Raw genomic sequence first — 11109 nt, forward strand, 5'->3', positions numbered from 1 at the left:
ATCAAAAGATCGCAGCCTTCGGCAGCTCCTACAATGGGTTGTTACTCGTTATCGCGGCCCTTAGTGATCGTTCCCACGCTCCGCGTGGGAATGCAGCCGGGGACGCTCCGCGTCCCAGAAGCGGACGCGGAGCGTCCGATGAGGCATTCCCACGCAGAGCATGGGAACGATCAGGTGACCGACCAAGCGTTACTCACTATCGCGGCCCTTGCGCCGGTATGGAAAGACGTCGATGACCTTCCCGGCCCGAATCGCTTCCTGCAAACCCTTCCAGTAATCGGCGTCATACAACTCGCCATGCAGCTGATCAAACAATTTGCGCTGCCCCGCATCGGCGAACAGAAACGGCGGAAACTCTTCGGGAAACACATCCAGCGGCCCGATCGAGTACCACGGCTCGGACGCCATTTCATCTTCCGGCGTGCGCGGCGCGGGGATGTGGCGGAAGTTGGCTTCGGTCAGGAAGCAGATCTCGTCGTAATCGTAAAACACCACCCGCCCGTGACGGGTGACGCCGAAGTTTTTCAGCAGCATGTCGCCGGGAAAAATATTCGCCGCTGCCAGCTGCTTGATCGCCAGACCATAATCCTCCAGCGCTTCGCGCACCTGCGCGTCGTTGGCGTTTTCCAGATACAGGTTGAGGGGGGTCATCCGGCGCTCGGTCCAGCAGTGACGGATCAGCACGGTTTCGCCTTCGACCGAGACCGTGGACGGCGCCACCTCAAGCAATTCCTCCAGACACGCCGGATCGAACTTGCTCAGTGGAAAACGGAAATCGGCAAACTCCTGGGTATCGGCCATGCGCCCGACCCGGTCGACGCTCTTCACCAGGCGATATTTTTCGATCACCGTGGCGCGGTCGACGTTTTTCGACGGTGAGAAACGGTCCTTGATGATTTTGAACACCGTGTTGAAACCCGGCAGGGTAAACACGCTCATGACCATGCCGCGCACGCCCGGCGCCATGATGAACTGATCGTCGGTGTTGGCCAGATGATTGATCAGGGCACGGTAAAATTCGGATTTGCCGTGTTTGTAAAAACCGATCGAGGTGTACAGCTCGGCGATGTGCTTGCCCGGCAGAATCCGCCGCAGGAAGCCAATAAATTCGGCCGGCACCGGCACGTCGACCATGAAATACGAACGGGTGAAAGAGAAGATGATCGACACATCGGCTTCGTCGGTAATCAACGCATCGATCTGAATGCCCCGACCTTCGCGGTGCAACAGCGGAATCACCAGCGGCCATTGCTCATCACGGGTGTAGATGCGCCCGACCAGATACGCGCCCTTGTTGCGGTAGAGCACCGAGGAAAACAGCTCGACGCTCAGTTCCGGGTCCTTGCAGACCCAGTCCGGCAGGTTTTCGCGCAATTGCGCTTCGAGCCGCAACAAGTCGGCAGGCAAATCGGCGTAATTCTCGCTGAAGCGGTAGTCGACAAACATGCTCGCGAGCATGGCCGACAACTGGCCCTGCGGCTTGTAGGTGCGGGTCTGCGCGGCGCGTGCACGGCGCAGGCTCGGGCGCGTGGTGTGGATGAACATGCAGCCGTCGCTGATCAGGTCGTGGCTGAACAGCCCGCAGAAAATCGAGTTGTACCAGGTTTCGGACAGCTCATCGTCAAAGCGCAGGTCAATCACACTGATGTAGGCGCTTTTCACCAGGGGCCAGCAACTGACGTTCATTAGGGTTTCTTCGTCGAAATACTCGCGCAGGCGAGCGACGGTTTCGCCGACCTTTTCTTCATACAGACTGATCCGCGCCGCTGACGCGGCCTGCGCCTCCTGCCAGCGCGCCTGTTCGAAGCGCTCCCGCGCGCCATCGGTGATGCGGCGGAAATGCTCGCGGTAATCGTCGAAGCCGGCGAGGATCATCCGGGCGATCTCGGTGGCTGGCCATTGCTGCGACATAGGTGAAACCTCGGCGGGAATTCGGTTCGTCTGAGCTTAGTCACTGAACCACTCGCAGGAAAAGCGCAATTTCTGCCAAAACCGATACAGGGCTGACCGTTGACGCGCTTTCTCGTGCCGACACCCCGGCAGGCAGAATTAAATGCCTGATTAGCGGTTGCCATGATCCGGACGCTCGGCAACACTCTCGTCCCGATCAAGGAAGGAGCCCGCCGTGAGCCCTGTCGATATTTTCCGTATGTTGTCGCTGGCCGCTATCTGGGGCGCGAGTTTTCTGTTCATGCGCATCATTGCCCCAGTGATCGGCACGATCCCGACCGGTTTTTTTCGCGTGTCCATCGCGGCGGCCGGACTGCTGGTGATCCTTGGGCTGATGCGCATCAGCTGGGATTTCAAGGGCAAGCTGAAAACCGTGATGTTGCTGGGCGTGATCAACTCGGGGATTCCGGCGACGCTGTATTCGGTGGCCGCACAAGTGCTGCCGGCTGGGTATTCAGCGATTTTCAACGCCACCACGCCGCTGATGGGCGTGCTGATTGGCGGGTTGTTCTTCAGCGAAAAGCTCACAGTCGCGAAGCTCGGCGGCGTATTTCTCGGCCTGTTCGGCGTCGGCGTGCTCACGCGCGCCGGTCCCGTAGCATTCGACCTGCAATTGCTGATGGGCGCGGTCGCCTGCCTGCTGGCGACGACGTGTTATGGCTTCGCCGGATTTCTCGCACGGCGTTGGCTGGATCAGGCCGGTGGGCTGGACAGCCGTTTATCGGCACTGGGCAGCATGCTCGGGGCCACCTTGTTTTTGCTGCCGCTGTTCGCCTTCAGCGTGATCACTGCGCCGCCGGCCAGTTGGGGCGGCTGGCAGGTCTGGCTGTCGCTGCTCGGTCTGGGTCTGGGCTGCACGGCGTTTGCCTACATCATTTATTTCCGCCTGCTCAGCTCGATCGGTCCGGTGAAATCGATGACCGTCACCTTCATGATTCCGCCGTTCGGCGTGTTATGGGGCGCGCTGTTGCTGGATGAGCCGTTGTCGATGGCGCACATTTATGGCGGGGTGCTGATTGCGGCAGCGTTGTGGCTGGTGTTGAAGCCGGCGGTGGTGAAGCCTGCCGAGATGGTAAATCGGTAATCCGCTTTGTTGGCAAAATCGCCATCGCGGCAGGCTCATGCCTACAGGGGAACGCATTCCGGTTGTAGGCATGAGCCTGCTCGCGATGGCGACGCAAGAGTCACCGCTTGTCTTTCTGTTATCCGGTCTTACGGAACACAAACACCAATCCAACAATGATCAGCAGCATTCCCAACACACTCAACGCCGCGAGCCGATTACCAAAAATCAGGTAATCCATCACCGCCGTCACCGCTGGCACCAGATAGAACAGGCTTGTGACATTCACCAGATTGCCCCGCGCGATCAGCCGATACAGCAACAGTGTCGCCAGCACCGAGACCACCAGGCCCATCCATAACACCGGGACAATGAAACCTGCGCTGTGCTCGAAGTGAAACGGCTGGAACGGTACGAACATCGCACACAGCAACAGGCCGGCCAGGTACTGCACCGGCAGCGTGCCGAGCGGGTTGTCGGTGATGCGTTTTTGCATGATCGAACCGAGCGTCATGCTCGCCAGCGCCAGCAAACCGAACAGCATGCCGGTCCAGGACATACCGGCCAGACCGATGCCCTGATAAACCACCATGATCAGCCCGGCCAGCCCCAGCGCCAGACCGAATATACGGCTCGCCGAGCGCTGGCGCTCCATCAAGACCACGGTGAGTATCGGCTGAACGCCCATGATCGTCGCCATCACGCCCGGTGTGACTTTGCAGTCCAGCGCCAACAGATAAAAAATCTGATAGGCGCCCAACAGCACCACACCGGTGGCGATCGCGAACAGCATCGGATTGCCACCCTTGGGCAGCTTCAATTTCAGCAGCGGCGCCAGCAACACCAGCCCACACAGGGCGATGGCGAAGCGAATCAGCAAAAAGGCAAAGGGCGAAGCATGGGCCAGGCCCCATTTGGAGAAAATCGCCCCACTGCTCCACAGCAGAACGAACAGGCTCGTGGACGTCGCCGCGAGCGCGGATTGTTTCGAAAGGACAAACATGAATACCACCTGTAGTCAGGCAAGAAGCCAACTCAGCCGAAGCTGAAATCCAGTAGGTTTTTCTGGCGGGCGCAGGGTCAGCAGAAACTGCCGTTCAGCCCCGGACGCCAACGCCCGGCGGCGATACGACTGCGCACACCGGCGTGCTACTGACAGGTGGAGGGTAATGACTGATCTGCACCGGCTGCTGATTCCCGCACGGCACGACGCCAGCGTTGACCGCTGAATCGACTACCGCGTTGATGAGGGATGCAGGCATTGATGCGGATCTCGTTAGGAGGAACGTGAATCGCCTGATTCACGAGCGCCGACTATAACCAGCGCGTGACACAGATTGCAATGACTTGGGCAAAGGGCCGCCAGCGATAGCGCGGTGCCGGGTGATCAGGGTAATTGGCGGTGGCAACGGATTGTCAGGAGACAGGGAATGCAAGAGATCATATGCCAAGGGAACGGACGTATTTGCGGGATCAGGTTTATCGGTCGGAGGCGAGGAAGCGGGCCGCAGTTACATTTGCGAAACGACACAGCGAACTCGAGGCGCGCGCAATTGTTGACGTTGATTATTCCAAGGTTCGCTTCGAAGCTATTGATGCGTCCGCGATGAAAGCTTATGAGCAATGGCTCGATCCGCATTTCTGCCGGGAGGAAATTGTCCGATGGAAAGCCAAAGAACCAATGAGCTTCGATTTGGCAATCTGGTTTGATCGTGAACTGTGCGGACTTTGTTTCGCCAATCCGAATCAAAGCCGATTCGGCAGCCAGCAAATCGAAATTCAGGAGCCTCTTTCGGGAGCTATACCTCTATACCGTCCAAGCGGCGTATTAGCCGGATCGTCATCTTCCTTCCGCTAATAAAAAACCGCTCTCAAAGAGCGGTTATTGTCTGATCGAGTCTCACCCAAATAACCAATACCCCAGCAACGTCAGCACAACCACTGCCAGCACCGGGCGCATGACGCGGTAGGCCTTGGGATGGCGACGTTTCCACTGTTTGACCGCGCCGCTGAAACGGTCACTGAAGCTCTTGCTCCAGGCGTAAGCCTGGTTGATCCCACCGACGCGTTCATCATCAAGGTTCTGCGGTGCGGTGGCGCGGCCAAGCCAGCCGCTGATGAAGCGGTTGATGCGGGTCATCAGGCGGTTGCTCAGCGGACGCTCGATGTCGCAGAACAAAATCACGCGAGTCTGATCGGTTTCATTCTTGACCCAGTGCACGTAGGTCTCGTCGAACATCACGTCATCGCCGTCGCGCCAGGCGTAGACCTGACCATCGACAAAAATCCGGCAATCGTCGGAATTGGGCGTCGACAGGCCGAGGTGATAACGCAGCGACCCGGCGAACGGGTCGCGGTGCGGATTGAGATGACTACCGCCCGGCAACAGCGCAAACATTGCGCCCTTGACGTTGGGAATGGCACTGACCAGCGCTACGGTTTTCGGGCAAAGGGCTTCAGCCGATGGCAGCGGTTTGTCGTACCACTTGAGATAGAAACGCTTCCAGCCTTTCTTGAAAAACGAGCCGAAACCGGCATCGTTATTCTTCTCGGCGGCGCGAATGTAGCCTTCGTCAAACAGGTGCATCGCTTCGTCGCGAATGGTTTCCCAGTTGTCGCGCAGTACATCCAGTTCCGGAAACTTGCTGCGATCCAGATAGGGTCTGGACGGCACGCCGGAAAACAAATACATCAAGGCGTTATACGGAGCGAACAGCGCCGAGTGGTTGACGAACTGACGCAATACCGGCAAACGCGCCTTGCCGCGCAAATGCACATAGAGCGTGCTGCCCAGAAAGAGCAACAGCACAAACGCCTTGGCGGCAAACGAAACGGTCATCAACAACTCCTTGAATAAAGACAACGCTGCGCAATGCCCTTTACCCGGCATGGCAGCCGGCCATGATAAACACTACCGGCCTGCGGAAAAACCGCCCGACACAAGATTCAGTGTTAAGCATTACGCAACAAAGCCTTTATTAACATGCAGCACCTGAACCCTGGCTGACCTGAATCAACCGGGTTACTGCTGGTTCTCCTGCTCGGTGAACAGGTCACTGAACAACATGCTCGACAGATAACGTTCACCCGAATCCGGCAGCACCACGACGATGGTTTTGCCCTGCATTTCCGGCGTCTCCGCCAGCCGCACAGCCACTGCCATCGCGGCACCGCAGGAAATACCGCACAAAATCCCTTCTTCCTGCATCAGGCGCAAAGCCATGGCTTTGGATTCTTCGTCGGTTACCTGCTCAACGCGATCGACCATCGACAGATCAAGGTTGTTGGGCACAAAACCGGCGCCGATGCCCTGAATCTTGTGCGGGCTAGGCTTGATCTCGGCACCGGCCAACGCTTGCGTAATCACCGGCGAAGACGCCGGCTCCACGGCCACCGACAGAATCGGTTTACCGGCGGTGTTCTTGATATACCGCGAAACACCGGTAATGGTTCCGCCCGTACCGACGCCAGCCACCAGCACATCGACGGCGCCGTCGGTGTCGTTCCAGATTTCCGGGCCGGTGGTCTTTTCGTGAATCGCCGGATTGGCGGGGTTATCAAATTGCGCCGGCATGAAATATTTGTCGGCATCGCTGGCGACGATTTCCGCAGCTTTCTCGATGGCGCCCTTCATGCCTTTGGCCGGCTCGGTCAACACCAGCTCCGCACCCAGGGCTTTCAGGACCTTGCGCCGCTCGATGCTCATCGACGCCGGCATGGTCAGCATCAATTTATAGCCACGCGCAGCGGCGACGAAGGCCAGACCGATGCCGGTATTACCGGAGGTGGGCTCGACGATGGTCATGCCCGGCTTGAGTTTACCGCTGCTTTCGGCGTCCCAGATCATGTTGGCGCCGATTCGGCATTTGACCGAGTAACCGGGATTGCGCCCCTCGATCTTGGCCAGGATGGTGACCCCGCGCGGCGCAATGCGGTTGATCTGGACCAGCGGCGTATTGCCGATGGAATGGGCGTTGTCAGCGTAAATACGGCTCATGGCTGGGTCCTTATGCAGCGTTGAATTCAGCCTTTCAAGGTAAGCCTGTTGCCGATCACAGTCCAGTCGGGTCGAACGTCTGCAAACGCGCGCAGTCAATCGGATTGAACCCATGCAACCCTCATCAGGGAACACTGTTCAAGGAAACACTCTCATGAAGCGTCGTTACAGCTGGCCGCTCTGGACCCTGGCGGGTGTCGTGGTGCTGCTGGTCGCCCTGCATTTCGCCCTGCCCTATCTGGTGCGCGACTACCTCAATGACAAGCTCGCCGACATGGGCGATTACCGTGGACAGATTACCGACGTCGACCTTGCGCTGTGGCGCGGCGCGTACAAAATCAACGGCCTGAAAATCGTCAAGGTCGACGGCAAGGTACCGGTGCCGTTCGTCGATGCACCGTTGATCGATCTGTCAGTGAGCTGGCATTCGCTGTGGTACGACCATGCCGTGGTCGCGCAGGTGCAATTTCTCAATCCTGAAATCAACTTTGTCGATGGCGGCGCCAACAAACAGAACTCCCAGACTGGTCAAGGCACCGATTGGCGGGAGCAACTGGGCAAACTGCTGCCGATCACCCTCGATGAAGTGCAGATCAACGATGGCCGCATTACCTTCCGCAACTTCAACTCCAAGCCGCCGGTAAACATGAATGCAAGCAAGGTCAATGCGAGCATCTACAACCTGACCAACGTCGTCGACAAGGAAGGCAAACGCGACGCCCTTTTTGAAGGCAAGGCTTTGCTGTTGGGTCATGCCCCTGTCGAAGTGACTGCTACGTTCGATCCGCTGAGCGATTTCGAAGATTTCGAATTTCGCCTGCGTGCCCGCGACATCGAGCTCAAACGCATGAACGACTTCGCGTCGGCTTATGGCAAATTCGACTTCAACGCCGGTCACGGCGATGTGGTCATCGAAGCGAAGGCAGAGAAGGCCCGGCTCAACGGTTACATCAAGCCCCTGCTGCGCGATGTCGATGTCTTCAACTGGCAGCAAGACGTCGAGAACAAAAACAAAGGCCTGTTCCGCTCGATCTGGGAAGCACTGGTCGGCGGCACCGAGACCGTGCTGAAGAACCAGAACAAAAACCAGTTCGCCACCCGCGTCGAACTCAGCGGCAATGTTCACCAACAGGATGTCAACGCGTTCGAAGCGTTTTTGCAGATTTTGCGTAATGGATTCATCCAGGCCTTCAATGCCCGGTATGAACGGCCGAAGCCGGATGAGGGCTGAGTCAACATGTGACGCTCCATTCAGAGACTGAATAAGCCGTCTGCGTTCACAGTCGACCGACGTGCGCGTTATAGTCGGCCATCCGATTATTTCGCCCCGTCCTGTCCGTAAGGTCAGCGTTACCGTTCGAGGATTTGCAGATGAAGTTCGAAGGCACCCAGGCCTATGTCGCCACCGATGACCTGAAGCTGGCGGTCAACGCCGCCATCACCCTGGAGCGGCCGCTGCTGGTCAAGGGCGAACCGGGCACCGGCAAGACCATGCTCGCCGAGCAACTGGCCGAGTCGTTCGGCGCCAAGCTGATCACCTGGCACATCAAGTCGACCACCAAGGCCCATCAGGGTCTGTATGAATACGATGCGGTCAGTCGCCTGCGTGATTCGCAACTGGGCAATGAAAAAGTCCACGACGTGCGCAATTACCTGAAGAAAGGCAAGCTCTGGGAAGCCTTCGAGTCCGAGGAGCGAGTGATTCTGCTGATCGATGAAATCGACAAGGCCGACATCGAGTTCCCGAATGACTTGCTGCAAGAACTCGACAAGATGGAGTTCTACGTTTACGAGATCGACGAAACCATCAAGGCGAAGAAACGCCCGATCATCATCATTACTTCCAATAACGAGAAAGAGCTGCCGGACGCGTTCCTGCGCCGCTGCTTCTTCCACTACATCGCCTTCCCTGATCGCAGCACCTTGCAAAAGATCGTCGATGTCCACTACCCGGACATCAAGAAAGACCTGGTCAGCGAAGCGCTCGACGTATTCTTCGACGTGCGCAAGGTACCGGGCCTGAAGAAAAAGCCTTCGACGTCGGAACTGGTTGACTGGCTGAAGCTGCTGATGGCCGACAATATCGGCGAAGCGGTGCTGCGCGAGCGCGATCCGACCAAAGCCATCCCGCCGCTGGCAGGCGCCCTGGTAAAGAACGAACAGGACGTGCAGCTACTTGAGCGCCTGGCGTTCATGAGCCGGCGCGGCACCCGCTAAGAGGCTGCTGCCATGTTGCTCAACCTGTTCAACGAAATGCGCGCAGCCAAGGTGCCGGTGTCGGTGCGCGAGCTGCTCGACTTGATCAACGCGCTGAAACAGCGCGTGACCTTCGCCGACATGGACGAGTTCTATTACTTGTCGCGGGCGATTCTGGTCAAGGACGAACGCCATTTCGACAAGTTCGACCGGGCCTTCGGCGCGTACTTCAATGGCCTGGAGAAACTAGACGACCACTTGCAGGCGCTGATTCCCGAGGATTGGCTGCGCAAGGAATTCGAGCGCTCGCTGACCGACGAAGAGCGCGCGCAGATCCAGTCCCTTGGCGGGCTGGACAAGCTCATCGAAGAGTTCAAAAAGCGTCTGGAAGAACAGAAAGAACGTCACGCCGGCGGCAATAAATGGATCGGCACCGGTGGTACCAGCCCGTTTGGCTCGGGCGGTTTCAACCCCGAAGGCATTCGCGTCGGCGATGCTGGCAAACGCCAGGGCAAAGCGGTGAAAGTCTGGGATCAGCGCGAGTACAAGAACCTCGACGATTCGGTGGAACTGGGCACGCGCAACATCAAGGTCGCCCTGCGTCGTTTGCGCAAGTTCGCTCGCCAGGGTGCGGCGGAAGAACTCGACATTGACGGCACGATCGACCACACCGCCAAAGATGCCGGCCTGCTCAATATCCAGATGCGTCCGGAACGGCGCAACACCGTCAAGCTGTTGCTGCTGTTCGACATCGGCGGTTCGATGGACGCGCACGTGAAGATTTGCGAGGAATTGTTCTCGGCCTGCAAGACCGAGTTCAAGCATCTGGAGTACTTCTACTTCCACAACTTCATTTATGAGTCAGTGTGGAAGAACAACATGCGCCGCACTTCCGAGCGCACCTCGACGCAGGATCTGCTGCACAAGTACGGCGCCGACTACAAGGTGATCTTCATCGGCGACGCCGCCATGGCGCCTTATGAAATCACCCAGGCCGGTGGCAGTGTCGAGCATTGGAACGAAGAGCCGGGCTATGTCTGGATGCAGCGTTTCATGGAGAAGTACAAGAAACTCATCTGGATCAACCCCTATCCGAAAGATACCTGGGGCTATACGTCCTCGACGAATATTGTCCGCGATCTGATTGAGGATCAGATGTATCCGCTGACGTTGCGCGGGCTGGAAGAAGGCATGAGGTTTTTATCCAAATAAACACCGGATCGTCCCCCGTTCTGCGTGGGGACGATGCAGAAAACCAGCAGCCGTTACCAGCCTAGTTTGATGTAGGACTTGCAAAGCCTGTCCATGAACTCGCGGTCATCTGTTTCGCAAATGACCGGAGGTTGCACACCTCGCCGTTTCGCCACCAGCGCCATTTCTATCCTCTTCTGGGCCTGCAGCTTTCGCCGTTTTTTTCGTTCCAGATCGGTGGCAGCTGTAAGTAACTCTTCGTGTTTGAGTTCGCCATCTGCTGCAAAAAAGCGAAACAGGACACCCGTAGCAGCGTCCGCTGCGGCGTGGTCCCCGGCAATCAGCAGCATGGATTTGCCGTTCTGATTTCCATGGTGATGCCGGTCAAACATGCGTGTCATATCCAGCCTCGCCCTGGATATGAATTGTTCGAACATGGGCGCGAATCCTTCGAAGCCGAGCTTGTCGATGCTCAACTTCTGCAGATTGCCAAAACGATCCACCTCGACTTTATAAATCGCATCACTTTCGCCGGACTCATAGAACTCGACGATATGACGTTCGACCTTGGCCGCGCCTTCAACGCTAACCTGAACACTGACTTTCATATAACGCATCTGAAACTTCCTTGTGAGAGATGAGGTTCGATGATTTCACACATCGCCGAAAACCAATGTAGGGCAATGTCCTCGGGCTCAACGAATCGTCTCGG

At 57.5% G+C, this 11109-nt stretch carries 10 protein-coding genes; 5 read left to right on the forward strand and 5 right to left on the reverse strand.

Annotated features, from left to right (window positions below; genetic code table 11):
* Positions 1-189: 189 nt before the first annotated feature.
* Positions 190-1911 (reverse strand): bifunctional isocitrate dehydrogenase kinase/phosphatase, encoded by a 1722-nt coding sequence (aceK, locus tag ACIGDJ_RS11220; RefSeq protein ID WP_397478398.1) that lies wholly within the window; start codon positions 1909-1911, stop codon positions 190-192.
* A gap of 214 nt (positions 1912-2125) precedes the next feature.
* On the opposite strand from aceK, the gene ACIGDJ_RS11225 reads away from it, so the two are divergent.
* On the forward strand, positions 2126-3034 hold the full coding sequence (locus ACIGDJ_RS11225; RefSeq protein ID WP_312996341.1) for a DMT family transporter: 909 nt from the start codon (positions 2126-2128) through the stop codon (positions 3032-3034).
* Positions 3035-3152: 118 nt separating this feature from the next.
* On the opposite strand, the gene ACIGDJ_RS11230 is transcribed toward ACIGDJ_RS11225, so the two are convergent.
* On the reverse strand, positions 3153-4016 hold the full coding sequence (locus ACIGDJ_RS11230) for a DMT family transporter (protein WP_397478399.1): 864 nt from the start codon (positions 4014-4016) through the stop codon (positions 3153-3155).
* A gap of 441 nt (positions 4017-4457) precedes the next feature.
* Here ACIGDJ_RS11230 and ACIGDJ_RS11235 point away from each other — a divergent pair, with 441 nt between their 5' ends.
* On the forward strand, positions 4458-4871 hold the full coding sequence (locus ACIGDJ_RS11235) for a hypothetical protein (protein ID WP_101158558.1): 414 nt from the start codon (positions 4458-4460) through the stop codon (positions 4869-4871).
* A 42-nt stretch (positions 4872-4913) separates the two neighbouring features.
* On the opposite strand, the gene ACIGDJ_RS11240 is transcribed toward ACIGDJ_RS11235, so the two are convergent.
* Entirely contained in the window at positions 4914-5852 is a 939-nt protein-coding gene (locus ACIGDJ_RS11240) for an aspartyl/asparaginyl beta-hydroxylase domain-containing protein (RefSeq protein WP_312996332.1), read from the reverse strand.
* A 183-nt stretch (positions 5853-6035) separates the two neighbouring features.
* Positions 6036-7010, reverse strand: a complete 975-nt coding sequence (cysK, locus tag ACIGDJ_RS11245; protein ID WP_101158556.1) for a cysteine synthase A — start codon at positions 7008-7010, stop codon at positions 6036-6038.
* A gap of 154 nt (positions 7011-7164) precedes the next feature.
* On the opposite strand from cysK, the gene ACIGDJ_RS11250 reads away from it, so the two are divergent.
* The 3 genes from ACIGDJ_RS11250 (at position 7165) to ACIGDJ_RS11260 (ending at position 10418) form a co-directional block, all read left to right on the forward strand.
* Positions 7165-8241, forward strand: a complete 1077-nt coding sequence (locus tag ACIGDJ_RS11250) for a DUF748 domain-containing protein (protein WP_397478400.1) — start codon at positions 7165-7167, stop codon at positions 8239-8241.
* Between the two features lie 140 nt (positions 8242-8381).
* Positions 8382-9227 carry a MoxR family ATPase gene (locus tag ACIGDJ_RS11255; RefSeq protein WP_076566454.1) on the forward strand — a complete coding sequence of 282 codons (846 nt, stop codon included), beginning with the start codon at positions 8382-8384 and terminating at the stop codon, positions 9225-9227.
* Positions 9228-9239: 12 nt separating this feature from the next.
* On the forward strand, positions 9240-10418 hold the full coding sequence (locus tag ACIGDJ_RS11260; RefSeq protein WP_007956512.1) for a VWA domain-containing protein: 1179 nt from the start codon (positions 9240-9242) through the stop codon (positions 10416-10418).
* 53 nt (positions 10419-10471) lie between these two features.
* On the opposite strand, the gene ACIGDJ_RS11265 is transcribed toward ACIGDJ_RS11260, so the two are convergent.
* A complete protein-coding gene (locus ACIGDJ_RS11265) occupies positions 10472-11014 on the reverse strand; it encodes a hypothetical protein (protein ID WP_312996320.1) in 543 nt (180 codons plus the stop codon).
* Positions 11015-11109: the final 95 nt, after the last annotated feature.

Source organism: Pseudomonas sp. NPDC079367 (assembly GCF_044542195.1).
In the GTDB taxonomy this organism is placed as follows: domain Bacteria; phylum Pseudomonadota; class Gammaproteobacteria; order Pseudomonadales; family Pseudomonadaceae; genus Aquipseudomonas.

Bases quoted from the DNA above. Each gene is read 5' to 3' on its own strand.
- cysK (WP_101158556.1), bottom strand. From the start codon at position 7,010: ATGAGCCGTATTTACGCTGACAACGCCCATTCCATCGGCAATACGCCG.
- ACIGDJ_RS11250 (WP_397478400.1), top strand. From the start codon at position 7,165: ATGAAGCGTCGTTACAGCTGGCCGCTCTGGACCCTGGCGGGTGTCGTG.
- ACIGDJ_RS11255 (WP_076566454.1), top strand. From the start codon at position 8,382: ATGAAGTTCGAAGGCACCCAGGCCTATGTCGCCACCGATGACCTGAAG.
- aceK (WP_397478398.1), bottom strand. From the start codon at position 1,911: ATGTCGCAGCAATGGCCAGCCACCGAGATCGCCCGGATGATCCTCGCC.
- ACIGDJ_RS11235 (WP_101158558.1), top strand. From the start codon at position 4,458: ATGCCAAGGGAACGGACGTATTTGCGGGATCAGGTTTATCGGTCGGAG.
- ACIGDJ_RS11265 (WP_312996320.1), bottom strand. From the start codon at position 11,014: ATGCGTTATATGAAAGTCAGTGTTCAGGTTAGCGTTGAAGGCGCGGCC.
- ACIGDJ_RS11260 (WP_007956512.1), top strand. From the start codon at position 9,240: ATGTTGCTCAACCTGTTCAACGAAATGCGCGCAGCCAAGGTGCCGGTG.
- ACIGDJ_RS11230 (WP_397478399.1), bottom strand. From the start codon at position 4,016: ATGTTTGTCCTTTCGAAACAATCCGCGCTCGCGGCGACGTCCACGAGC.
- ACIGDJ_RS11240 (WP_312996332.1), bottom strand. From the start codon at position 5,852: ATGACCGTTTCGTTTGCCGCCAAGGCGTTTGTGCTGTTGCTCTTTCTG.